This window comes from Gracilibacillus kekensis (genome assembly GCF_900143085.1).
Classification (GTDB): Bacteria; Bacillota; Bacilli; order Bacillales; family Amphibacillaceae; genus Gracilibacillus; species Gracilibacillus kekensis.
The window spans coordinates 80,311-106,684 of the sequence record NZ_FRCZ01000002.1 but is presented as its reverse complement, the minus strand read 5'-3'; the positions used below and the strand labels follow the sequence as shown (position 1 = coordinate 106,684).

Below are 26,374 nucleotides of genomic sequence, written 5' to 3'. Positions count from 1 at the left end.
ATACAAGTGTATTGACGAAAAGAGAAATCTCTTTTAAAATGAAATCATAACATGACTTTTTTACTATTAACGAAAATGGCAAACTTATTGAAAAGTAAGGACGCAAAGCCTATGGATCTAAGGTCAATTAACTAGGATAGCCGGGTTGCCGAAGGATAAGGAATACCAAAAGAGCCTGCTAAAGAAAGTAGTTACTCTTTGTGTCCACCTTCAATGGTGGACTTTTTTTTATCAAAAATGCCTATTTCATTAAAAAGTTGGGTAATAGGTGTATGAAAGCTTATTTAGTAATTGAAATCCAAAGAATTCCGGTAGCTAGTAAGTTTGCTTCTGAAAAGGAGGGATAAACATGAATCAGTTTATTTCAAAAGGTAAATCAGTAGAAGAAGCAATTGATAAAGGACTTAAATTAATGCAAATATCGAAGCAGGAAGTCGATATTGAAATCCTCCAATATGATACAGATGGCTTTATGGGTATAGGTAAGAAAGAAGCGATCGTTAAATTATCGAAATCTGAACAACAAAACACTAATGATAAAGGTACTCAAGAGATAGCAGATTTAGATAAACTAGTAGAGAATGCGATTAATGAAACATCAGAACTAGAGAGTATTGAAATCGAAGCATTAAAAGAACCTTCACCAGAAGATGAAAAAGAAGGTACAGCCTGGATTACTAATAATCAGCTTTTTATAAAAAGTGCTAATAATAAATATGCAACCGCTTCAATTAGTGAGAAGGTTTGGTTATATAAAAACGGACAATTAATCAATAAAAAAGCAATACTACTAAGTGAAGATGACGAATATAAGATTGATTACGAGCAATTTACAGAAAAGTCAATGTCGTGGAAAATATCAATTATTAAAAGTGGATTAGAAGCGATATTAGATGTGTACCCAGGAGAAAAAGTTTCCTATACATTACAGGATACTCCCCCTAGCGAACATATTAAAATTGTATTAAAGTCACAAACTGAAATTATTAATACATTATCCAGACAGGATATAATAAAAGAACTTGAAAACCAGAATATTACTTTTGGTTTAAATGAAATGGCGATTGAACATGCTATTGAAACAGAAGAAGAAGGTCGCTTCGTAATTGCCCAGGGTAAAGAGGCAAAACATGGATTAGACGGTGAATTAGAAGTAAGGGTAGATATTAACGCTGAGAATGGACTTGTTGAAGATGAAAAGGGAAATATTAATTTTAAAGACGCCAATATTATTCCAAATGTAGAAGTTGGTACGATTATGGCAATTCTACACCCGCCGATCCCTGGTTTACCAGGTCGTTCTGTTTTGGATGAAGAGATACCGACAAAAAAGACTCATGAATTAAGACTGGTTTCAGGAAAAGGTGTAGATTTAATAGAAGATAAAATTATTGCAACAGAATCTGGAAGACCTGTAATTGAGCAAAGAGGTCGGACTGTGAAAGCCATGATTATGTCGAAACTGGTTCATGATGGTAATGTCAATATTGAGTCTGGTAATATCCGTTTTAGTGGAGATATTGAAATTTTGGGAGAAGTAGAAGAAAACATGATTGTTGAAGCCGGTGGTGATATATATATTCATCGGTCAATTAGTGAATCGAACATTACTGCCTCCAAGTCTTTAACCGCAAAAGGAAATGTCACTAACTCTAGTTTGACAGCTGGAAAGCATCATTTGCTTGTTATTGAGTTAGGACATCTATTAGCGATATTAGAGAAACAATTAGAAAAGATGCTTGTTATTATTGAACAACTTACAAGTTCCAAGGCATATAATTCTCAAGAGCTAAAAATGAAAGGTTTACAACCATTAATCATTTTATTATCTGAAAAAAAATTCAAAGATTTTAAAAACACTGCAAGTAAATATGTTGATATTGTAGAAAAAGCAGACGCTTACATTGAAGAACCCGAATGGAAAAAAGTAGGTCATGACCTGAAAACGATGTTTCTTACGTTATCGAATGAAACAATAACCATTGAAAAGTTAGCAATACTAAAAGATTTGATGCTAGAATTAGCGAATACAACCGAATCAGATGTGGAACCTAATTCTTACATCACTATATCTGATACAACAAATAGTAAGATCTATTCAAGTGGGAATGTCAATATAATTGGGAAGGGCTGTATTAATACTAAAGTACATTCTGGTGGCCAGTTGAAAGTCGACGGTATTTTAAGAGGTGGCGAAGTATACGGTAGATTAGGAGTTAAGGTAAATGAAGCCGGAGCAATAAGTGGTACGAAAACGCTTATATCCACTGCCTCTGACAGATCTATTATAATAATGCGAGCGTATGAAGGTACAATTCTTCGCATTGGGGATGCTGTTAGACAGTTATTTCAAGAGGAAAAGTTTATAAAAGCGAAATTAGATGAAAATGGACAGATAATTTTCGAGTAGGGAGGTTCAGTTATGTTAGAATATCAACTAGAAAAAGCAGCTAATCACTGTACCGTATCATTAAATGGAGATTTTGATATAGAATCTACTGAACTTGTAAATGAAATATTGATACCTGAATTAAGGAATCAATCCAAAGTTCATTTAAATTTTCAAAAGGTTGATTTCATTGATTCGTCCGGTATGGGTTTATTAATACGAGTTGTCACACAATTAAAGGAAGAAAATCAAAAAGTGAAAATCTTGAATGTGAAAGAAGATATTTTAGAGGTTTTTGAATTAGTACAAATACCAGAAATCATTGGAAAAGAGGTTATCGTTAAATAGCAATTAGTTTATAGATTATTTTGAAAGGTTCTAACTGATAATTATCCGCTTAAGCTACCCACCACAGGAGTGAAAGTGGGCAAACTATAAGCGGGTTTCTAAGCACTAATAACTTGTTAGAATTACTAAGTCAGTTACTGCGCAGTATCCTTAAGTTACGCTATATTATATTGGTTTTACGTGAAGATAAGTATTCTATCCCATCCGTTTTCAATATTAATATGATACTGCATCTTTCGTTTGTGCTTTTTTTATTTTCTCTTTTGCAGTCGCTCTTTGTGGCTCATCTAGGAAGAAGATACAAAAGAAACAGACTATCGCTGTTAATCCGATTATGATAAAGAAGACGGATGGGTTTACCATTGTAAAAATCGTTAAGAACACAACTGCTCCGATATTTCCATAGGCTCCAACCATACCAGAAATTTGTCCTGTAACAGGCTTTTTAATCGTAGGAACCATTGCATAGACGGCACCTTCACCTGCTTGAACAAAGAAGGAACAACCAATGGTTACTAAAACGGCAAACCAAATCGGCCAACTGGAACCAATTAATGCCATAGCTATATATCCAACCGCAAGACCTGCTAAAAATATCATTAAAGTTTTTTTACGACCAAATTTGTCACTGAACCAACCCCCGCTTGGCCGAGACATTAGGTTCATAAAGGCAAAACTTCCTGCAATGATTCCAGCTTGAGCCACTCCAAGTGCAAAGGTTTCTTCAAAAAATTGAGGTAACATTGAGACTACTGCTAATTCTGAACCAAAAGTGCAGAAATAAGCGAAATTAAGAATAGCTACTTGTTTAAACGAGTATTTTTCATTTTCTGGTACTCCTTTTTTCAAATGCTCTTTATTAACATTCCATATCTTTGATAAATTATAGAAAAACAATACGACAAGCGATAGAATTATAATTAGCATAATTTGAAAAGTTATAAAATCTAAATCCCATAAACGAAAACTTTGAAAAATTAAAATACCGAAAAGTGGAATGCTCATTAACATTAAGCCAATTAAATCGCGATAGCTAGTAACTTCTAATGCACCACTTTTCTTTGGTTTTTTAAAGGACACTCCATCTGGTGTGTCTTTCACTAATCGGAGAAAAAGAATTCCATAAATTAAGCTGATTAATCCCGTTAGACCAATAGCATAACGCCATCCATCTTCACCTCCGAAGAGAATTGCCAAAGCTGGTAGTGTCATTGCCGCAGCTGCAGATCCAAAATTGCCCCACCCACCATAAATGCCTTCAGCAAATCCAACATTTTTCTCAGTAAACCATTCTGATACTAAACGAATACCGATAACAAATCCGGCACCAATTAATGCTAAGAATATTCTGGAAACCATTAATTGAGTAAAGGTATTGGATAAAGCAAACGTGAAACACGGAATACTTAATATCATTAATAAGCTTGAAAATACTCTTCTCGGTCCAAACCGATCAACGAGCATACCTATTAAGATCCGTGCTGGAATGGTAAGCGTGACGTTTGCCACTGCCAGTAATGCAATTTCATCATTTGTTAGACTAAATTGTTTTTTTAACGTTGTCATAAATGGCGCCATATTAAACCAGACGACAAATGTGATAAAGAAAGCTAAAGTAGTGAATCCTAGTGTTTTTATATTTCCTTTATGACCTGTGTTCATTTCAAGTACCTCCATTTAGTGTTGATAACTTCATTATAAGAAGATAAGGTTATGAAACAACGAAACAGTAATATAATCTTACATAGAATGTCTGATCAGCTTCTTTAATATTAATGGAATAGGTTGCTGGATCTAACCTAACCTTTTCTTGAAAATAACTTAACCGTCCGTAACTGATCACTCATTAGATACATTCTAATTTTTGTAACAAAATATTTATTGTCTATTAAGATTAAACAATTATTTACTGAATAAAAGTAAGATTATGCGACATAACTCTGGTGGTAATTTTGAAAGGTTATATGAGCGTGGTAACCGCTTCGGCTTGCCCACTTCCCTTTCCTTGGGGTTTTCCATTCAGCTAACTTTTCCAAGCAAAAACCGCATGGAAAAGTGGATCTTCATGGAAAATGATCCCACAGGAGTGGAAGTGGCCGCCTACGCTGAATGAAGTTCTACAAAGATTGCAAGTGCTAGCATTTTGAATTGCTATAACTATGAGCTTATTTTGCTAATATTGAAAAGCTATTCATAGTCAAAATTTAATAAAATCAACAGGATTATTCTTGCTTGAGTTGTAGTGCATTAAAAAGCGCAGGCGTCGGCTTTCACTCCTGCGGGATGTTTTTTTCCGAAGATCCACTTTTTAAGCGCCCTTTGCTTAAAAAGTTAGCTGAGGAGAAAAACCCGCGGAAAGGGAAGCCGACAAGCCGAAGCGGTTGTTACGCAGTTCTCACATCTAATAATTACCACAAGAGATATGTCGCATAACCCTACTTTTGCGAATAGGAAATACTTTTTAGGTTGGTTGATTAGTTAATTGGGCTTATTCGTACGGTGCTCATTTTAAAACCGGGCATTCGACAATAAGGATCAAGGGTATCGTCAACTAATCGATTCACATTTTGTTTTTCTGTCCAATGAAACGGTACAAAAACGGTGTCTCTCCTAATCGATGTAGACCATTTACTCCGAACGATAATCCACCCCTTTTTAGATGTGACTCGAACGAGAGAGTCTGGTTTAATTCCATATAACTCAGCGGTATCTGGATGTATTTCTAAAAAAGCTTCAAAGTTTCTTGCTGCCAAGGAAGGACTTTTTCGAGTTTGTTCCCCAGTTAAATAGTGGGACATCACTCTTCCAGTCGTTAAATATAAGGGGAATTCGTTGTTAATACTCGGTTTTTTTGTGTCTGAGATCGGAATAACTGCCATTTTTGCTTTTCCATTCTCATGAGCAAAATTTGTTTCAAATAATCTCTCTGTACCAGCCGTATTGCAGTTAGTACAGGGCCATAGGATCCCTTGTTTTTTGCGAATACGGTCATAAGTTATTCCAGAATAGTCCGCTTTTCCACCTTTACTTGCGATTCGCAGTTCTTCAAATATTTCCTCAGCATTCTTGAAATTAAAAAATGATCCTTTTCCAAGTAACCGTGCAATATCACATAAAATTTCCCAATCATGTTTGGCTTCTCCCTGGATAGGATAACTAGCTTCACGTAACATTACTCGTCCTTCTACATTTGTTAAGGTACCTTCATCCTCTAGATACGAAGTAGTAGGGAGTACAAGGTCAGCTAATTTAGCTGTTTCCGATAAAAATAAATCGACTACAACTAAAAACTTTAATTTTTTTAATGCTTTTTGAATGAGGTTTGCATTGGGATTGGAAACAATCGGATTTGAACACATTACAAACATACTAGTAATCTCGCCATCTATTATTTTTTCGAACATTTCATAGGCAGAAACACCTTTTCTTGGAAGAGTCTGTTCTTCTATCCCCCAGACCTTAGCGATGTATTTTCGGTCTTCTTCCTTTTCAATCGAGCGATAACCTGGCAGTTGATCTGCTTTCTGACCATGTTCTCTAGCTCCTTGACCATTTCCTTGCCCAGTAATGGCACCATATCCAGAATATTTTTTTCCGATTTTTCCGGTGACTAATAATAGATTTAAGAAGCTCCTTACCGTGTCTGTACCATTTATTTGTTGTTCTACTCCTCGTGCGGTAAAAATCATGCCACTTGATTCACGACCAAACACAAGAGCTGTTTGATATAAATCATCTAACGATATGCCGGTATCCGTTGCGATCGTATCAAGATTTACCGATTGTATATATTTCTTAACGTCCTCAAAATGTTCCGTGCGCTGCTGAATAAATTTGTGATCGACTAAGTCTAAATCAATTAAGATTTTTAGAATCCCACTTGCTAAGGCAACATCTGTGCCTGGTTTGTTTTTTAAATGTAAATCAGCTAGATTTGTAGTACTTGTTTCTCGTGGGTCGATTGCAATAATATAGGCACCATTTTCTTTGGCTTTTTCAAAATAAGGCATAATCGTTGGCTGGCATTCTGCGATATTAGTTCCGGCTAATATAATGCAACGTGTATGTGGAATTTCTCCTAATGTATTTGTAAAGCCTCTGTCCATGCCAAATGTGAGGTTAGCACCTGTGGCAGCAGAGGCCATACATAATCTGCCATTGTAGTCAATATGTCGAGTTTGCAAGCCAACTCTAGCAAATTTACCGAGTAAATAAGCTTCTTCATTTGTTATCGAGGCACTACCATATACAGATAAAGCATCTTTACCATCGATCCTTTTTATTTCTTGGTAACGTTCAACGATAAGCTGATACGCTTCTTCCCAAGATATTGGTTTAAATTCACCATTTACTTTTCGCAAAGGCTGTTTAATTCGATCCGTGTGAAGTGCGTGTTGATGGGCGTTCATTCCTTTTACACAAAGGCGTCCTTCAGAAGTGGGATTATCTTTACCGACCGTTTTATGTTTTTTTCTTGATATAACACGTTGTTCAATCAATTGCATTTTGCACTGCATGCTGCAATATGGGCATTGTGTGTCATATATTTTTTCGGATTGTACTTTTTGTTGTTTATCCCGGAAATATTTAAGCATTAGTTCTGTCATTTTCTAGACATCCTTTCTTACAACGTTGAAACAAAGGTTTTTGTGCGATCACTTTGATCATTATGGAGATTTTGCAGCAACATCGTTTGATTCTCTTGATCAAATAACACTTCACGAACATGAACCATTCCTGCTCTTTCCAGCCACGTTCCGACTTTCTCGTTAAAATTGGCGGATTGCCGGTAATATTGAAGGAATGAAAGGGTCAGATAGATGATTTCATGATTTGTTTTAGCAATAGCTAATAATGATTGTTTACTGTTTTCCTGTACAATTAACTCCCAGCCCGCATTTTCCTTTATTAGTGCTAGATCAAAATAATGCTCTAACAAGAGAGCTTTATTAGTGAAAAGTTTCACTTTAAGATTGCTAGCCATTGTTAAAAACTCTGTTTGTTTTTCAATTTGATAAGCTATATTCTCGATTTCGTTACCGATTTGGGGAGTAGTTCCGATTATTTGCACCTTTTTCAATACATGGTTTTCTGGTGAATGTAATCTCATATTGAGGTCACTACAAATGGAGATTAAGTTCTTTTCGTGAATACCAGTTATTTTTAATCGTTGATCTTCAGTTATGGTTAAGCTAGGCAAGGAATATTTACGCAAAACCGCCTCTATTTTACGTAATTGACTACTAGTTGCTTTACCACCATATAATTGAGGCGTCACGCTATAGGTGCCATCTGTTTCTAACCATGCATTTGTCTGTGGATCGAGATAAAAGAAGTAATCGTTTTGTTGATATTCTGGATAAATCATGTCCAAATAATAATGTAGAGCTGGAATACACGTTTCACATCCGTTAAGGTTTTTCCAGTTTAAAGAGTTGAAAACCATGTCAAGATTCGTTAATTTCTGTTCCTGTATTTCTCGAACTATTTCATCTTCAGAGAGTGTTGTACAATTGCAAAATCGCTTATCTTTTACCTTCTCATCAAAAAAGTCACTGTTGATATAGTCGAGTAGTTCTTGGACTACTGGTTTACATCCACCACATGAACTAGATGCTTTAGTGGATTTTTTGACATCGTTAACTGTTGATAAGTCTTCTGCAAGTACTTGTTCGATAATGCATCCCTTTGAAACATTGTTACATGTGCAAATATTTTCATTTTTAGGTAATGTTGCCGCATATGATTCTTCAATTTTAACGGCTTGTAGTAAAGTAGTTTTTTTATTGTTAGGTATAAATTTCTTTTTCTGAATGTGATCAAGCAAGATTGACCCCATCGATGTATCACCAAATAACACAGCACCAATGGCTTTATCGTTTTCAAATAATACTTTTTTATAGCTATCCGCTATCGAGTCATACGTATAGATTGCTTTTGTGGTCTCTGTTTCATTAATTTGACCGACAGAAAACAGATCAATTCCTGATATCTTTAATTGTGTGTATATTGTAGAACCTTGATAAGTAACTTGTTGATTCGTTAAATGTTTTGCAAGTATTTCTGCCTGGTCATACAGCGGTTTAACGAGACCGTAAACTGCTCCTTTATGTTCGGCGCATTCACCTACGGCAAAGATATCTGGATCATTTGTTTGTAAAACATTATTTACGATAATCCCTTTATTCGTTTCTAATTTAGCTTGATCTGCTAATGAAATATTAGGCCTTATTCCAACTGCCATCACCACTAAATCAGTTTCAAGTCTTGTTCCATCTAAAAAACGTAAACCTTCAACACGATCCGTTCCTAAAATCTCAGCTGTTTCTTTTTCAAATATAAAACGCATGCCTTGTTCTTCTAACGAATGCTTTAACATAGAACCTGCTGTCTGATCTAATTGATGATTCATTAGCTGGTTGGATAAATGAATGACGTTAACATCCATGCCTAAATTTAATAAACCTCTTGCTGCTTCGAGTCCTAATAAACCACCACCAATTACTGCAGCCTTCTTATGCTGTTTCGATACATCGATCATTTCCTTACAATCATCAATCGTCCTGAAAGACATAACCCCTTTTTTATCGATTCCTGGAACAGGTAAGATAAACGGGTTAGAGCCTGTCGCAATAATTAAGTGATCATAAGGTACGGTTCTCTCTTTGTCCGTTATGATTAATTTTTTATTTCTTTCTATAGATAGAACCGTTTCGTTTGTGAACAGTTTTATTTGATGATCCTTATACCACTGCCAATCGTGTATTGTAATATCTTCAAACGAAACATTACCCTGTAAAACAGAAGACAACATGATCCGGCTATAGTTGGTATAGGGTTCAGATCCGAAGATTGTAATATTATATAAAGATGAATTTTCTCTTAACAAATATTCAATCGTTTTTAAGCCTGCCATCCCGTTTCCGATCACGACAAGTCTTTTTTTATTCATTTTTATAATACCTCCTAATGACACTGATCTTTCGTTCGTTATCATCTCGAAGACTATCATGATCCAACTATTTTTGTCCGTGATCATGTCAGATAATATAACGTTATTTCTTTAAAGGTGTATTTTAGATGCTCCAAAAAGCGTGTCAGATAAGCTGACAAGTCGATAGCAAGATTACTTTTTGATAGGTACGATGAATACAAGTTAAATTTTCCAAATGATATTGGGGGACTAAAAATGGATAAGAAAAAACTTGTATTAATAGGAAATGGTATGGCTGGTATCCGGACGATCGAGGAAATAATCAAGTTATTACCGGATCAATTCGAGATTACCGTGTTTGGGAAGGAACCATATCCGAACTATAATCGAATTCAATTATCGAAAGTATTACAGGGTGATACAGAATTAAAAGATATAACGTTAAATGAATGGCAATGGTATGAAGATAATGACATTTTGCTATATCCAGGAGAAACAGTAACAAAAATAGATAAAGATCAACAAGTCGTTTATACCGATAAAGGAAAAGAAACGCCATATGATTATTTGATCATTGCCACTGGTTCCAATCCGTTTATGCTTCCGTTACTAGGAGCGGATAAAGAAGGAGTAACAGCATTTCGTGATATAGAAGACTGCGAGAAAATGATTGATGCTTCTAAAAATTATAAAAGAGCAGCTGTAATTGGTGGAGGGTTACTAGGTTTAGAGGCAGCTCGAGGATTATTGAATCTCGGAATGGAAGTAGATGTTATTCATATTGCAGATTATTTAATGGAGCGTCAGCTAGACCAACCAGCTGGTGAACTACTAAAAAAGGAATTAGAGTCTCAAGGAATGAATTTTTTATTAGAGAAACAAACTGCTGAAATAACTGGTAAAAAACGTGTGACAGGTTTGAAATTCAAAGATGGTGGCTGGATTCCGGCAGATTTAGTGGTAATGGCTGTTGGGATTAAACCGAATGTAGCATTAGCTCAGGAATCAGGCATTGAAGTAAATCGTGGTATTGTCGTAAACGATCACATGGAAACAAATGTACCGAACATATACTCAGTTGGAGAATGTGCGGAACATGATCAAATGGTTTATGGGTTAGTTGCACCTTTGTATGAGCAAGGTCAAGCATTAGCCAAACATATTTGTGGTATGAACCATCAAGGTTACAAAGGATCTGTATTATCTACTCAATTGAAGGTTTCAGGTGTGGATGTTTTTTCAACGGGCTTAATTAATGAAACAGCAGAGACAAAATCAATAAAAGTATTTGATGAATGGCAAAATACTTACAAAAAAATTCTTGTACAGGACGATAAATTGAAAGGCGCTGTATTATTTGGTAATACAAAAGAAGGCACGAAATTACTTAGTCTTATCAAAAAAGGTGCGAATGTTGAGGATTATCTGGAAAGTCAATCAGCAGCAGACGATGGGGAAAGCATTGTTGCGTCGATGAGTGATGATGAAATTATCTGTGGCTGTAATGGCGTATCCAAAGGTGCGATTGTAAGTGCGATCAAATCTGATGGATTAACCTCTGTAGAAGAGGTGAAAGGAGCTACTAATGCTTCCAGGTCATGTGGTACTTGTAAAAATTTAGTATCTGATTTATTGACAGACACGCTTGGTGATGAGTATGAAGCAGATACAAAAGAGACCGTTTGTGCTTGTACCGATTTATCACGTGATGAAGTGATAGCTGAAATAAAAGAGAAAGGTTTGACACACACGAAAGAAGTTATGAATGTACTGGAATGGAAAACGGAAGAAGGATGTTCCAAGTGTAAACCAGCACTTAATTATTATTTAGGCATGGTTTATCCGAAGGAACATGAAGATGAAAGAGAATCACGTTTTGTCAATGAACGTCTTCACGCTAATATTCAAAAAGATGGTACTTATTCTGTAGTTCCCAGAATGTATGGTGGGGTAACCAATGCCAAAGATTTACGAACGATTGCAGATGTAGCGGAAAAGTACGATGTGGGAATGATTAAATTAACTGGTGGGCAAAGAATTGACTTATTAGGTGTGAAAAAAGAAGATTTACCTGACGTGTGGAAGGACTTAGGGATGCCTTCAGGGTATGCATATGGTAAATCTGTGAGAACGGTGAAAACATGTGTAGGTGCAGAATTTTGCAGGTTCGGAACACAGGATTCTACAGGGATGGGAATTCAATTAGAGAAGAAATTTGAAGGGTTAAATACGCCTCACAAAGTGAAAATGGGGGTATCTGCTTGTCCGCGTAACTGTGCAGAAGGCGGTATAAAAGATGTAGGTATTGTAGGGTTAGATGGTGTCTGGGAAGTGTATGTTGGTGGTAATGGTGGTACCGAATTACGTAAAGCAGAACTATTAGTCAAAGTCAAATCACAGCAAGAAGTATTGGAATATACCGCTGCATTTTTACAATATTATCGCGAGAATGCTAGATACCTAGAAAGATCCTCTCATTATTTAGAACGTGTAGGCATCGAACACGTAAAAGAAGTTGTTAATGATGATCAATTACGTAAAGAATTAAATGTTCGTATGGATGAAGCGTTAGGTGTCTATAAAGAACCTTGGAACGAAGTGTTAGAGAGTGAAACAACGCTTAAAGATCTTTACCAAAAAGTAACAGCGAAATAAAGGATGGGGGAAACGTTTATGGAACAGATCGTACGCAAGATATTCATAGCTAATTATGATGATTTACCAGTAAGCTTAGGAAAAGCAGTCGTTATAGATGACAAAGAATTGGCTGTTTTCCGACTTTCCAATGGCAATGTAAAGGCAATTGAAAACAAATGTCCCCATCGTGGGGGTGTTTTGTCAGAAGGAATGGTAAGTGGCGAACATGTTTTTTGTCCATTACACGATTGGAAAATTAATGTCACAGATGGTCTCGTACAAGCTCCTGATGAAGGTTGTGTGCAGACTTACAAGACAACTGTAGAAGAAAATCAAGTATTTGTGGAAGTTCCGGAAAAATAATGAACTAACGCTCCGGGCAGAAAGATATTCTCTCGGAGCTAACAAAGAAACATGAATGGTGGGGAATAAAAATGGGGAAAGTTTATTTGATCGGTGCAGGACCGGGAGATCCGGATTTAATAACAGTAAAAGCTTTAAAGGCGATCCAACAAGCGGAAGTTATTCTTTATGATCGTTTGGTAAACCAAGAATTATTAGAACAGGCAAAACGGGATGCTGATTTGATTTACTGTGGGAAACTTCCAAAATTACACCTAATGAAGCAAGATACCATTAATCATTTGTTAGTTAAATATGGAAAAAAAGGTAAAAATGTTGTACGATTAAAGGGTGGAGATCCCTTTGTTTTTGGAAGAGGTGCAGAGGAAGCAGTCGCTTTGGCTAAAAATGGCGTTGCCTATGAAGTAGTGCCAGGGATCACTTCTGGAATTGCTGCACCTGCCTATGCAGACATTCCAATCACACATCGTGAATTGGGCCGCTCTTTTGCGGTAGTAACAGGACATTGCAAAAATGGTGAACCATCTGATATTAAATGGGAATATTTAGCGAAATCTGTGGACACATTAGCAATCTATATGGGAATGAGTAATTTACCATTTATAATAGAAAAACTTATCAAATCTGGAAAGTCTGCAAAAACTCCTGTTGCAATTATTCAGGAAGGAACGACTAGAAATCAAAAAGTAGTTAGTGGGAGCCTGCAATCTATAGTACATTTAGCAGAACAAAACAAAGTAAAAAACCCAGCAATGATTGTCGTAGGCGAAGTAGTAAAAGTAGGCGAAAAATTACAATATTTAAAAGAACGTTATCAGCAGCAGCCTGTTGAAATCTCAGCATTAGAAGCATATTAGGAGTGGATATAAATGGAAGCTGTCATCTATATATGTCATGGCAGTCGATTACAGAAGGCAAAGATAGAGTCTTATGCGTTAATCGATAAAGTGAAAAAAGGCGTAGATATACCTTTACAAGAAACGTGTTTCCTGGAGTTGCAAGAACCGACACTTTCAGAAACCGTTCACAAAGTGATTGAAAAAGGTGCCACTAATGTAATTATTATGCCAATTTTGTTGCTGACAGCTGGCCATGCTAAAAAGGACATACCAAATATAATCGATAAAGAAAAAGATAAATACCCTGATGTTGATTTTATTTATGGGCGAGCAATTGAAGTTGACTATAAAATGGTAGAAATATTAATCGATCGTATTTCAACTTGTACTTCTGAAGTAGAAGAATATGATCTGCTCCTTGTAGGTCGGGGAAGTAGTGATCGATCTGCTGTAGAGGATACTGAAAGAATTGTCCATCTTCTAAAAGAATATTACCCAAATAATAAAATAGAGAAGTGCTTTCTTGCTGCAAGCGAACCAAAGTTTGAAGCACTTTTATTAGAAAAAGTGAAAGATAATAAATCTGTTCTTATTTTACCTTATTTACTTTTTACTGGTTTATTAGATAAAGGAATAAAAGAGTTCATTGAGCAATTTGAGCTTCAAAAAGACCAAAAACTACTGCTTGCCGATTACTTAGGACATCATCCGAATGTAACTGAAGTGTTAATAAGTCGTGTGGCAGAAGCTAGAAAGGAAGCGAACTCTGATGCAGCAATGGTTAAAAGAAGTAGCTAGAGGTAAAAAAGGGGCAAAAGATTTAACCTATGAAGAAACTCTCGCAGTAGCAGAGCAAATCCTTTCAGGTAAAGCAACAGATGCTCAAATTGCCGCCTACTTAGTTGCCGAAAGAATTAAAACAGAATCACCAGATGAATTGTGTGCATTTATTGAGACGTTAGAAAAACATGCAAATCGATTAACTATCTCTAATGAGCTGCAAGATAAATTAATTGATTTTGCAGGCCCATACAATGGTCGTAACTCCTTTGCTGCTACAGTTCCAGTTTCTTTATTATTAGCGGATCAGGGAATACCCGCTTTTCTATCAGCAAGTGACACATTACCACCGAAATATGGGACATCACTTAAAGCGATTATGAAGTCATTAGGTGTTGATGTGACACTTTCTAAGGAACAGATAGAAATGAACATCGAGAATGAGTCTTTTGGATTTGTTGATACGGAATACTTTTGTAACCCATTGGCTTCCGTTCGCCATATCAGGGAGGAAATAGGAGTACGGACATTATTTAATACAGTAGAGAAGCTTATTAATTTACCTCAGGCAAAGAACGTGATGTTAGGTGCTTTTCACCGAACAGCCATTCATAAATTGAATGATGTTTTCAAACAGTTAAATTATCGTCATGTATATATAGTTCAGGGATTAGAAGGTTCAGAAGATGTTCCTGTTCATCGTAATAGCTTTGTGTTTGATTGGACACCCGAAAACTTAGAATCCTTTATCATCAAACCGAACGAATATGGACTTGAATATAAAGAGTTTGATAAATCCAATAAATTATATGCAGAGGAACAGGCAGCAATTATTCGATCGATTTTATCGGGAGAGTCGAAACCTGAGTATCGTTATTATTATAATCAAACGTTACTAAATGCAGGTTTACGCTACTATTTATTTCATCATACTGATTCAGTAGAAGAGGGAATTAACATTGCGAAACGACAACTGAGAGACGGCAATGGATTGAGCAAACTAGAGTCCGTTATTTCTAACAAATGTGAGGTAAAATAACCCTTCACATTTGTTTTTTTAATGACTTTATAAAAGTTTTTTGAGCTTTTTTGTCATAGATAGGGTTCTGCACGATATCTTTAAGTAATCGATGTTTTTCTTTTTTATCCATGTCTAATTTTTTTATTATTTCTCTTGCTTCAAATAAAAAGTCGATATAGGTTTCATAGTCATCTGGAAATTGTAAGTCTATTTGCTTTTTGATCCGTTTTGCGAGAAGGGGACTTGCACCACCTGTGGATATTGCTATTTGTAATCGTCCGCGTTGTAACGTGATAGGAAAATATACGGTACCTTTTTCACCATGATGTGCCGCATTAATCCATGCTTTTTTAGGTGCTTGCTTAATAATTTCGTCATTGATCCCCTCATTGTTTGTAGCTGCAATAATTAGATCGGCATTTTCTACATCTTCTTTTTTGAAAGGTTCATTTGTCCATTTTATATTATTAATAGTAACTATTTCTTTCATGGTATCAGTGAGGGTTGGACTAACTACAGTGATTGATTGTTTATACTCTAATAATTGACGTAATCGTCGTTCAGCCACTTTTCCTCCACCAATAATTATTATTTCTTTATTAGTTAAATTAACAAGCAATGGCAGATAAGCTATGATGGCACCTCCTATTCAATTTATCAGGTGTTACCTTTCCGTAAAAACTTAAACGAAAAGATTCGATTATATCGAAGAAACTAACTGATTACTTTCTGATACATTTCATCGAGCAAAGTGGGTGTAAAATTGAATTCTCATTTTATTGTAGACGCAATAGTTAGTCAAGGCAAGCTAATTGACAGATGTTAGTAAGGTTTCTTACACTAGAAGGAGATTCTTTTAAAATAGAAGAAAATAGTTCGAAGTTGAGATAAATTGAAAAAAGGAAGGTGTTTAAATGAAACATATTTTTAAAGAGGGAAAAAGTCTAAACGGTCCTACATTATTATTACTTCACGGTACAGGTGGGACTGAGAATGATTTATTACCCCTTGCTGAGATAATTGATCCTGACGCAAATATTCTAAGTGTAAGAGGTAATGTTTCTGAAAATGGAATGCCACGTTTTTTTAAACGATTAGCAGAAGGTGTCTTTGATGAAGAAGACTTAATGTTGCGTACGAAGGAATTATATGAATTTATAGATGAGTCAGCTGAGGAATATGGATTTGATCGTAATTATGTGATAGCTGTTGGTTATTCCAATGGAGCTAATATAGCAGGTAGTTTACTGTTCAACTATCAAGATGTCTTAAACGGAGCGGTACTACATCATCCGATGGTTCCAAAAAGAGGAGTCGAGTTACCTGATCTATCGGGAGTTAAGGTCTTGATCACAGCCGGCCATAATGATCCCCTATGTACCGAACAAGAATCGATCGATCTTGAAAAGATACTAACGGAAAATGGTGCAGAAGTTCAAGTCCATTGGGAAAATAACGGTCATCAATTAACAAGAACAGAAGTAGAAGCAGCCAAAGAATGGTATCAAAATAAAATAATCTAAATGTAAGCTATGCAACCTCCTCCAAGGTGCATAGCTTTTTTTAATAGAAAAAATTCTGTAAATATTCTCAATATGTATAAAAATAAACTTCAAATTGTTGCATAAAAGAAGGATTATCCGACATAACTCTTGTGGTCATTATGAGATGAAGTATGTGGGTGGTATCCGCTTCGGCTTGCCCACTTCCCTTTCCGTGGGGTTTTCCCTTCAGCTAACTTTTCCAAGCAAAAAACGCATGGAAAAGTGGATCTTCAGGGAAAACAATCCCACAGGAGTGGAAGTGCCGCCTACGCTGAATGGAACTCTACAAATATTGCAAATGCTAGCATTTTGGATTGTTACAGTTATGAACATATTATGTTAATTAGGATAAGTAATCTAAAGATAAATTCATAAGGATATGTTATGAAATAAAGCCAACAATTTTATTCTTACTTTAGTTAGAAAGCATATAAAAAGCGCAGGTGTCCGCTTCTACTCCTGCGGGATGTTTTTATTCGAAGATCCACTTTTTAAGCGAACTTTGCTTAAAAAGTTAGCTGAGGAGAAAAACCCGCGGAAAGGGAAGTGGGCAAGCCGAAGCAATTGCTACGCACATATAACCTGTCAAAATTACCTTTAGAGTTATGTCACATTGTCTTGTTTATACGTAACAATTTAATTTTTGCTGATTTTTGAAAATAATACTTGTATTTTTAACTAGTTGTCATATAATATAACTGTACTAAATATATTGATACAGTTAATACAATTAATACAGATCATACAGTGGAAAGGGAGGGTGTTATGTTTGAGCTTGACTTACGTAGCAGAAAGCCTATATATGAACAGTTAGTCGAAAAATTAAAACAATTGATCATCAATGATGTTCTGAAGCAAGACGAAAAATTACCCTCTGTACGAACGCTTGCCCAACAGTTGTCAATTAACCCTAATACGATTCAAAAAGCTTATCGCGAACTTGAGACAAAAGGCTATATATATTCGGTAAAAGGGAAGGGAAGTTTTGTGAATCATATGCTAATAACGGATAACTCAGCTGAACTAAAGAAAGTAAAAGAACAAATAAAAAAGCAAATGTCTGAAGCTTTGTTTTTAGGTGTAACCATAAAAGAATTACAGGTACTCATAACAGAAGCAAATGAATTGGTAGCAGGGGGGGAAACAAATGATCCAAGTTCAGAACGTGAAAAAGAAATTTGAAAAAGATATCGTATTAGCAGATGTCAGCTTAAAAATTGAAAAAGGTTCTATTTATGGATTATTAGGTTCAAATGGGGCTGGCAAAACGACGTTGTTAAAGACAATTGCAGGCATTATCAAACAAAATAACGGTGCAGTAGAAATAGAACGTAAACCCGTCTTCGAGAATATTGTACTGAAGGAACGACTAATTTTCATTCCTGATGCTCTGTTTTTTTTCTCGCATTATACCGTCAATCAAATGGCAAGCTTTTATGAGAACCTCTATCCTAACTGGAATCAGGAACGATTTGTGCAAATGCAAAAACTACTGAAATTAGATGTAACCCAAAAAATTCAGAGGTTCTCAAAAGGAATGCAACGGCAGGTGGCTTTCTGGTTAGCATTATGTGCAATGCCTGATTATCTAATTCTTGATGAGCCATTTGACGGATTAGACCCGGTAATTCGCAGAAAAATAAAGTCTTGGATCATTCAAGATGTAGCAGAACGTGAAATGACAGTGCTAGTATCTTCCCATAATTTAGAAGAAGTCGAAGATATTTGTGATGCAGTTGGTATTTTACATCGGGGTGAATTATTAGTAGAAAAAGATTTAGATGATCTCAAAGCAGATATCCATAAAGTACAAATTGCTTTCAAGAATGACGTTGATGATTCATTGTTTGAAGGTTTAGACATTTTATATCAGGAAAAAAGAGGTAGTGTGTTCGTATGCATTGTAAGAGGCGAATATCAACAGGTGGAAAGTCACATTAATAAATATGAACCCGTAGTTTTTGATATGTTGCCATTAACATTAGAAGAAATTTTCATTTATGAAATGGAGGGTGTAGGGTATGCCATCGAAAACATCTTACTTTAAAAAGGAAATTTGGAAACAAAGTTTTCGAACTTCTGGCTGGATAGGAATTGCTTATTTTATCGCCCTTATTTTCGTATTACCACTCCAAATCATTATGGAACTATCGAGCGTTGATCAAGAAACGATTACTTATTATCAGGAAAACGTGCATCATTTATTGTATTTTAATGGTGAAATTCAAGGTTTATTAATGATTACTGCACCAGTATTAGCAAGTATTTTTACTTTTCGGTATATGCAAGTAAAAGGGTCGGCAGATTTCATGCATAGTTTACCAATTAAACGATCACAGCTTTTTTATCACCAATTTTTACTGGGATATTTGATGGTGATTGTACCAGCTATAATTAACGCTTTATTGTTGCTTGCACTTTACGGAACGATGGATGTTGATCATATGTATCAACACGCAGATATTGGGAACTGGCTATATTTCACGATTATGATCAATACGTTATTTTATACATTCTCTGTATTAATCGGTGTTTTGACTGGTATATCGACTGTCCAAGCAGCTTTAAGCTATATTTTTCTGCTATTCCCAGCAGGTATCTCTATGTTAATCTACTATAATTTGGAGATGCTATTGATCGGTTTTAGTCCGGAATATGCTGTGGGAAATAATTTATCTAATTTATCACCATTTATCCAGGTTTTTGATATACAATTTCGTGAGTTGGATATTAAAAATTTTTCATTTTATTGGATAATCTCGCTTATTTGTATTGTTTCTTCAATCATAATTTATCGGGGGCGGAATGTTGAAGCAGCCAATCAAGCGCTAGCTTTCACGATTCTTAAACCAGTATTTAAAATCGGTGTTACTTTCTGTTTTATGTTATTAGGTGGTACGTATTTCGGATTTGTTCAGGGGCAATTTCTTGGCTGGATTTCTTTTGGTTATTTATTCGGAGCATTCATTGGTTACTTATTAGCGGAAATGCTGATTCAAAAAACATGGCGGATTTTCCATCAATGGAAAGGTTTATTACTATACATTGGTGTTTCACTTTTGGTTTTATTATCCATTGTATTTGATATCTATGGATTTGAAAAGCGAATTCCAGAACCTGAAAATGTGGAGAGTGTTTTTATAACTGATGATTCGTTTCGCTTTAATACGTACCAAAGTGGTGAAAACGCGAAAGATAATGCAAACATTACAGATCCAGAATTAATTAAAAAAATAATTGGACTTCACCAAACCATATTAGATGATGAGTATTACGAGAAAGCTCATAACAGGAATTACACGGAAGACTCTCAAACCTTTTTTATTAATTACTATTTAGAAAATGGTCAAAAAATAAATAGAAGGTATTTTATTCCTTCGATGAGTGAGCTCAGTCACTTAGTGGAACCCATATTAGAATCAGACAGTTTTAAACGATCTAACCTTGCCTGGTTGTATGATGATATTAGTAACTTTCATAAAATTTCTCTATATGGTTTTCATGGAAATCACGAAATAGATAATCAAAACACCATGGTGAAAATAATTGAAGCATTGAAAAAAGATTATATGAATGCTTCGTATGAAGAGATAACACAAGGATACTTTCAAGATTTAGGCAGTATCGAATTTGAGAAGAAACCAGAACAATTTTATCATGTTCCTATTGTAAATGATTATGAGAATTTAAAAGAAGTACTGGAAGAAGAACAATTAAATCGAGGTATTTTCTTTGGAAAAGAGGATGTAGCAATGGCAGCAGTAATGAGGACGAGCGACAATAATAGAGAGTTGTTTTATGATTTGTCTCGCCCTAACGAGATTGACGATGATAATTTGCTTATAATCCAAGACAGAGAGCAACTAGATCAAGTTTATTCCTTATGGGAGCAAGAAACGATGAAAGGTGATTGGGAGATTGGTTTATATGAGGTCACTACCAACAACTTCATCACAAGTTTTCGTGTTAATGAAAAGCAACTTCCTGCATTTGTTTTAGAGAATTTTAAATAAGGAGAGAAGAGGAGGTGAATACATGTTCGTAGAAGGTGTGTATGAGCGTTTAGTGGATCAATACCAAAGTATGATGTTTTATGTAGCTATAAAGATTGTAAAGGATCGACAATTAGCTGAAGATGTGGTACAAGAATCATGGATCAAAATTTTCCAACATTTAAATGATAACAAAATCGAAAAAATTGGAGCATGGTTACGAACAATCACCTCAAGAACAGCGATCGATCTATTACGAAAAGAAAAACGTTCTAAATCCTTTATGTTTGATGATCCTTCTTTGTTAGAAGAAATCAATATATGTGCAACCAATGATGTCGATGAACACATTAATTGGACATGTACGGTGGAGGATTTAGAGCAGTATATCGTAAAAAATGATAAATTAAAAAGTGTTTTTGATCTGAAATTCAAACAAGAATTAGATGACCATGAAATAGCAAAAATATTAAATATTACACATTCTGCTGTTAAGACAAGAATTTTCAGAGCAAGGAAGTTAATTAAAGAAAATTATAATCAGAATGATGTAGGACTATTAAAACCAGGAGCTTAAAAAAAGTTTCTGGTTTTTTCTTTTGAAAATTAGGTATATAATGGATGAAGGGTCATCACTGGGAAATTCTATACCTATACATGTGAGTCTTAATTTATTCAAAGGATGTCTGTTATGAGTTATATTATATATGTTGTTCTACCATGGATCTTTTTATGCTTGTTTTTCATCGGTGTCCTTTATAGCATAGTTAAAAAATTACCCTATTGGTGGGGATTTTTAAGTTGTGCAGCTGGTGTAATCATTTATTTAATCGGTAATGAGATTGTAGGCGGATATAATGGAATGAGCTTAAGTCTAATAGGTGCCTTGCCATTTACTATCGGGCTCTTTATTTTATTCTTTCTTTTTGTAGGGAGTAAATTCCAATAATTCCTTGATTAGCTTGGAGTAATAATGGCTAACAAGCACAGAATAATGTTGTACCCAAAACAAAATGGAGGGATACAGATGAGAAGAAGAGCTAAAATGTTACCGATGTTAGCTTCTATCGGTATTGGAGCATATGCATATTATCAAATGAAAAAAGATAAAACGATATAATGAAATGGAAAACTTGGTCATTGCCAAGTTTTCTTTCATTTCTGAAATTTGTTATAATTACAAGAGTTAAATATTGAAAGAGAAGGGATTTGAAAGAATGGGGAAACAATACATAGGTTATATTGGATCTTATACTAAAAAAGAAAGCCAAGGTGTTTACCGTTTTATTCTAGATACAGGCGATAAAGAAATAAAGAACGTTGAAGTAGCAGCACCTCTTGATAATCCTACCTACTTGACAGTTAGTAATGATAATCGTTATGTATACGCCGTTTCAAAAGAAGAGGATAAGGGTGGTGTCACTGCGTTTGAAATTTCTGATTCAGAGGGGAATTTAAAGAAGTTGAATAGTGAAGCAACGGACGGGTCTGCACCCTGTCATGTAAGTGTAAAAAACGATAATAGCTTAGTTGTAACAGCGAATTATCATACCAAACAAGTAGAAGCACATTTAACCAATCAAGATGGTACTGTTCAAGCTTCTAAGTCGGTAGAGCATGAGGGAAATGGTCCACATGAACGCCAGGAAAAACCACATTTACATTATGCTGGCTTTACACCTGATCAACAGTTTGTAGTAGTGGTTGATCTGGGCAGTGATACGATCACAACGTATCGTCCTGATGCAGATAAGCTTGAAAAGATCAGTGTTTTGAATACAAAGTCCGGAAGTGGACCAAGACACTTAGCATTTCATCCAAATGGTAAATATGCTTATGTAATGACAGAGTTAAGTAATGAAGTAATTGTATTAAAATATAATGAATCGGATGGTTCATTTGAAGAATTGCAGTATATTACCACACTCCCTGAAGATTTTAAGGAAAATAATCAAGGCAGTGCCATTCATTTATCTTCTGATGGTAAATTTGTCTATGCTGGTAACCGTGGACATAATTCTATTGCAGTTTATCGAGTAGCAGATGATTTTACGGTAGAATTTATCGAGTGGACGGATACAGAAGGTGACTGGCCACGTGATTTTGTCCTGGATCCATCCGAACAATTTATCGTTGCCTCTAATCAGGAGTCAGGTACATTAGTATTATTTGAGCGTGATCCAAATAAAGGTACATTGACTCTAATCCAAAAAGACGTAAAAGCTCCAGAAGCAGTATGTTTAAAATTCATACACGCATAACCAAAAGGCCACTTACGCAAAGTGGCCTTTTAATATCAAATAAAAACGACACTACAAGGTGTTATGATCAATAAAATCAACTAATTAAGACAATTAATTACATGTTATTGAATGAAAGCAGGACAAAGCGAGCTAACTATTATGGTATTATGAGATTTAATATGTGCTTTGCAATCGCTCCAGCTTGTCCGCTTCCTTTTCCGCGGGTTTTTCTCCTCAGCTAACTTTTTAAGCAAAGTGCGCTTAAAAAGTGGATCTTCGGATAAAAACTTCCCGCAGGAGTGAAAGCGGACGCCTGCGCTTTTTTATATTCCACAACTCAAGCAAGAATAATCATGTTGGCGTATTAATTTATCATTGTTGTCGATACAAGTTGATATATAGTTTAATTGTAATCTTCCAAAATACTAGCATTTACAATAGTTGTAGAGCCCCCTCTAGCGTAGGCGGCTTCTTCCACTCCTATGGGATCCTTTTTCCTGAAGATCCACTTTTCCGAGCGGTTTTTGCTTGGAAAAGTTAGCTGAAGGAAAAAGCCCATGGAAAGGGAAGTGGGCAAGCCGGAGCGGTTTTTACGCATGCAAATCATTTCATAATTACCAACATGGTTTGATCAATTTTATTCTATAGTTCTATTATTAATATCTACATCGATTAGGTCTTGATTTTCTTTGGATTCGTATCTTGAAATGAAGCCATCTCCGTGGCAAATCGAGCAGGTGTAACGCCACTCCTCATCATCCATTAATAACCCAGTCCCTTCACAAGCCTTACATCTCATATGTTGTGATCCCATTGTTGAACTCCTTTTCTGATATTAGCTTTGTTTTTGTTTAATCCAATTGATAATTCCGCCTGCTAAAATAATGTCAATATGGCGTTGTGTTAAATCGTGCTGAGCCTCTATTTTACGATTGGATCCTTTAACTTGTATTTCAAGCGTGCGACCGTCCCTAATGGACTGATGGACATTTCTAAACTCTAAAATATCGTCTTGTGATAAATGGTCAAAGTCACTATCATCTACAAACGTTAATGGTAAGATCCCAAAGTTAATTAAATTTTGCAGGTGAATACGAGCAAAATCTTTAACAAGAACAACTTTTAAACCTAAATAACGTGGTGCAAGTGCAGCATGTTCACGACTTGATCCTTGGCCATAGTTTGAACTCGCTAGAAGCATATGACCACCACTATCCCGCTTTTTCATTGCCTTTTCATAATAGTTTTCATCAATTATTTCAAAAGCAAATGTACTTATTTTTTGAATATTACTTCTAAATGGTAGTACACGAGATCCACCTGCTAAAATCTCATCGGTTGAAATATTGTCACTCATTTTTAATAAAATAGGTAAATCAAAATTATCCTCAATTTGTTCAAAATCCGGAATGGTAGTAATATTTGGTCCTTTTTCCAATTCGATATCACTTGCTTGTTCACTAGGGGGAGCTTCCAACATACCCTCCGTTTTGAATTTCTTTGGTTCTTGTATTTTTGGATATTTCATTTCTAAAGTTCTTGGATCTGTAATTTCACCGGTCAATGCTGATGCTGCAGCCGTTTCAGGACTACATAAGAAAACACTATCTTCTTTTGTTCCTGAACGTCCTGGGAAGTTCCTAGGTGTTGTTCGTAAGCTGTTACGACCAGTTGCAGGAGCTTGTCCCATTCCGATACAACCATTACATCCTGCTTGATGCATACGAGCACCTGCAGATAGAAGGTTAGCGATATGACCGTTATCCACCAATTGTTCTAATAATTGACGGGAGGTAGGGTTAATATCAAAAGAAATGCCTGCAGCTATTTCTTTTCCTTTTACAATTTCACCAGCAATTGCAAAATCTCGATACCCTGGATTTGCTGATGAGCCGATATACGATTGGTAAATGGTTTCTCCTTCTATTTCTTTAACCGGTATTACATTTCCCGGACTAGAGGGCTTTGCAATTAACGGTTCTAATGTGGATAAATCAATATGTTCTTCTTCGTCATATTGAGCCCCACGATCCGCCGTTAACTCAATCCAGTCATCTTCACGACCTTGTTGTTTTAAAAAGTGTTTAATTTCTTTATCGGAAGGAAAGACAGTGGCGGTTGCCCCTAATTCAGCACCCATATTTGCAATCACGTGACGATCCATTGCAGATAGGTTTTTAAGACCAGGTCCATAATATTCGATTATTTTATTAACTCCGCCTTTAACATCATGTCTGCGCAACATCTCAAGAATAACATCTTTTGCACTCACCCAATCTGGCAATGAACCTGTTAATTTTACCCCCATAACTTTTGGCATTTTTATATGGTAAGGTTCACCTGCCATCGCCATCGCAACATCAATGCCGCCTGCACCGATAGCTAACATTCCCATACAGCCATTAGCACAAGTATGACTATCAGAGCCTAGTAAGGTTTTTCCTGGTTTTGCTAATTGTTGCATATGCACAGGGTGACTAACACCGTTACCAGGGCGACTATAATAAATTCCGAATTTACGGGCAGCGCTTCTTAAAAATAAGTGATCATCCGCATTACGAAAGTCTTCCTGGATTAAATTATGGTCTACATATTGAGCAGAAGCTTCTGTTTTTACCCGGTCAATTCCCATTGCTTCTAATTCCAACATAACCATAGTTCCAGTAGCATCCTGGGTTAATGTTTGATCAATTTTCAAACCGATTTCGTTACCGGGCTTCATTTCTCCAGAAATAAGATGTTGTTGTATTAACTTCTGTGCCACATTTTGTTTCATTCCCATCAGTCCTCCTTAATATAAACTTGTTCGATTTTATATTGTGCTTTATTATGTATATTACACATTTTATTTGTTGATAAACTTTTAAAATCAGTTTAAGTATAGAGGTGAGTATATTTTGGTAAAGAAAACGAATAGAAAAAGCCATTCAAAATCGTAATCGATCTTGAATGGCTTTTTTGATAACCAAGGAAAGCATAACATTCGCGGTATCAATGCTTTTTCAATGTAGTGAAATATAGTAACTATTAATCCCTCGCTACGGCTGTCCACTTCCCTTTCCATGGCGTTTTCCCATCAGCTAACTTTTTTGAGCAAAAAACGCTCAAAAAAGTGGATCTTCAGGGAAAACAGATGCCATAGGAGTGGAAGCGGACGGCCTACGCTATATGGTGGTTCTACATCTTTTGTGACAGCTAAATTGTCGAGATTTATTAACATAAAAGTCGCCATATTACTACTTACACCCATTGTAGAGTATTATTTAACGCAGGCTTCCACTTCG

Annotated in this window: 20 protein-coding genes and 1 riboswitch; of the genes, 14 read left to right on the top strand and 6 right to left on the bottom strand. The window is 35.7% G+C overall.

Translation table 11 applies throughout. The features are described from left to right. Positions 1-67 precede the first annotated feature (67 nt). Positions 68-153: riboswitch (cyclic di-GMP riboswitch) on the top strand. 196 nt (positions 154-349) lie between these two features. Further along, positions 350-2,410 (top strand): flagellar assembly protein A, encoded by a 2,061-nt coding sequence (locus BUC25_RS06005; protein WP_073200739.1) that lies wholly within the window; start codon positions 350-352, stop codon positions 2,408-2,410. 12 nt (positions 2,411-2,422) lie between these two features. After that, positions 2,423-2,737 (top strand): STAS domain-containing protein, encoded by a 315-nt coding sequence (locus tag BUC25_RS06000; RefSeq protein WP_073200737.1) that lies wholly within the window; start codon positions 2,423-2,425, stop codon positions 2,735-2,737. A 216-nt stretch (positions 2,738-2,953) separates the two neighbouring features. Here BUC25_RS06000 and BUC25_RS05995 read toward each other — a convergent pair whose 3' ends face one another. The 3 genes from BUC25_RS05995 to nirB (BUC25_RS05985) all read right to left on the bottom strand — a co-directional run bounded on the left by BUC25_RS05995 (position 2,954) and on the right by nirB (BUC25_RS05985) (position 9,689). After that, on the bottom strand, positions 2,954-4,399 hold the full coding sequence (locus tag BUC25_RS05995) for a NarK family nitrate/nitrite MFS transporter (RefSeq protein ID WP_139251784.1): 1,446 nt from the start codon (positions 4,397-4,399) through the stop codon (positions 2,954-2,956). Positions 4,400-5,211: 812 nt separating this feature from the next. After that, on the bottom strand, positions 5,212-7,344 hold the full coding sequence (nasC, locus tag BUC25_RS05990) for an assimilatory nitrate reductase catalytic subunit NasC (protein ID WP_073200732.1): 2,133 nt from the start codon (positions 7,342-7,344) through the stop codon (positions 5,212-5,214). A 17-nt stretch (positions 7,345-7,361) separates the two neighbouring features. Continuing rightward, positions 7,362-9,689, bottom strand: a complete 2,328-nt coding sequence (gene nirB, locus BUC25_RS05985; RefSeq protein WP_073200730.1) for a nitrite reductase large subunit NirB — start codon at positions 9,687-9,689, stop codon at positions 7,362-7,364. Between the two features lie 237 nt (positions 9,690-9,926). On the opposite strand from nirB (BUC25_RS05985), the gene nirB (BUC25_RS05980) reads away from it, so the two are divergent. The 5 genes from nirB (BUC25_RS05980) (at position 9,927) to BUC25_RS05960 (ending at position 15,329) form a co-directional block, all read left to right on the top strand. After that, a complete protein-coding gene (nirB, locus tag BUC25_RS05980; RefSeq protein WP_073200728.1) occupies positions 9,927-12,326 on the top strand; it encodes a nitrite reductase large subunit NirB in 2,400 nt (799 codons plus the stop codon). 18 nt (positions 12,327-12,344) lie between these two features. Next, complete coding sequence (gene nirD, locus BUC25_RS05975) at positions 12,345-12,671, top strand: nitrite reductase small subunit NirD (RefSeq protein WP_073200725.1); 327 nt, start codon at positions 12,345-12,347, stop codon at positions 12,669-12,671. Positions 12,672-12,742: 71 nt separating this feature from the next. After that, complete coding sequence (gene cobA, locus BUC25_RS05970) at positions 12,743-13,528, top strand: uroporphyrinogen-III C-methyltransferase (protein WP_073200723.1); 786 nt, start codon at positions 12,743-12,745, stop codon at positions 13,526-13,528. A 12-nt stretch (positions 13,529-13,540) separates the two neighbouring features. Next, entirely contained in the window at positions 13,541-14,308 is a 768-nt protein-coding gene (locus BUC25_RS05965) for a sirohydrochlorin chelatase (RefSeq protein WP_073200721.1), read from the top strand. Further along, positions 14,280-15,329, top strand: a complete 1,050-nt coding sequence (locus BUC25_RS05960) for an anthranilate phosphoribosyltransferase (protein ID WP_073200719.1) — start codon at positions 14,280-14,282, stop codon at positions 15,327-15,329. The genes BUC25_RS05965 and BUC25_RS05960 overlap by 29 nt, the downstream gene beginning before the upstream one ends. A 4-nt stretch (positions 15,330-15,333) precedes the next feature. Here BUC25_RS05960 and BUC25_RS05955 read toward each other — a convergent pair whose 3' ends face one another. Continuing rightward, a complete protein-coding gene (locus BUC25_RS05955) occupies positions 15,334-15,930 on the bottom strand; it encodes an NAD(P)-binding protein (protein WP_170862653.1) in 597 nt (198 codons plus the stop codon). Between the two features lie 295 nt (positions 15,931-16,225). Here BUC25_RS05955 and BUC25_RS05950 point away from each other — a divergent pair, with 295 nt between their 5' ends. From BUC25_RS05950 to BUC25_RS05915, 7 genes are all read left to right on the top strand, one after another. Next, positions 16,226-16,834 (top strand): alpha/beta hydrolase, encoded by a 609-nt coding sequence (locus BUC25_RS05950; RefSeq protein ID WP_073200715.1) that lies wholly within the window; start codon positions 16,226-16,228, stop codon positions 16,832-16,834. 786 nt (positions 16,835-17,620) lie between these two features. Beyond that, positions 17,621-18,037, top strand: a complete 417-nt coding sequence (locus BUC25_RS05940; RefSeq protein WP_073200711.1) for a GntR family transcriptional regulator — start codon at positions 17,621-17,623, stop codon at positions 18,035-18,037. Then, a complete protein-coding gene (locus BUC25_RS05935) occupies positions 18,003-18,902 on the top strand; it encodes an ABC transporter ATP-binding protein (protein ID WP_073200709.1) in 900 nt (299 codons plus the stop codon). Before BUC25_RS05940 ends, BUC25_RS05935 begins: the two co-directional genes overlap by 35 nt. Then, entirely contained in the window at positions 18,877-20,868 is a 1,992-nt protein-coding gene (locus tag BUC25_RS05930) for a hypothetical protein (RefSeq protein ID WP_073200707.1), read from the top strand. The genes BUC25_RS05935 and BUC25_RS05930 overlap by 26 nt, the downstream gene beginning before the upstream one ends. Positions 20,869-20,890: 22 nt before the next feature. Next, positions 20,891-21,424, top strand: a complete 534-nt coding sequence (locus tag BUC25_RS05925; RefSeq protein ID WP_073200705.1) for an RNA polymerase sigma factor — start codon at positions 20,891-20,893, stop codon at positions 21,422-21,424. Positions 21,425-21,538: 114 nt separating this feature from the next. Beyond that, positions 21,539-21,796 (top strand): hypothetical protein, encoded by a 258-nt coding sequence (locus BUC25_RS05920; RefSeq protein ID WP_073200703.1) that lies wholly within the window; start codon positions 21,539-21,541, stop codon positions 21,794-21,796. A gap of 268 nt (positions 21,797-22,064) precedes the next feature. Then, complete coding sequence (locus BUC25_RS05915; protein WP_073200701.1) at positions 22,065-23,108, top strand: lactonase family protein; 1,044 nt, start codon at positions 22,065-22,067, stop codon at positions 23,106-23,108. Between the two features lie 619 nt (positions 23,109-23,727). On the opposite strand, the gene BUC25_RS19295 is transcribed toward BUC25_RS05915, so the two are convergent. Both BUC25_RS19295 and BUC25_RS05910 read right to left on the bottom strand, forming a co-directional pair. Next, complete coding sequence (locus BUC25_RS19295; protein WP_170862652.1) at positions 23,728-23,904, bottom strand: hypothetical protein; 177 nt, start codon at positions 23,902-23,904, stop codon at positions 23,728-23,730. Positions 23,905-23,925: 21 nt separating this feature from the next. Beyond that, positions 23,926-25,866 carry an aconitate hydratase gene (locus BUC25_RS05910; protein ID WP_073201313.1) on the bottom strand — a complete coding sequence of 647 codons (1,941 nt, stop codon included), beginning with the start codon at positions 25,864-25,866 and terminating at the stop codon, positions 23,926-23,928. Positions 25,867-26,374: the final 508 nt, after the last annotated feature.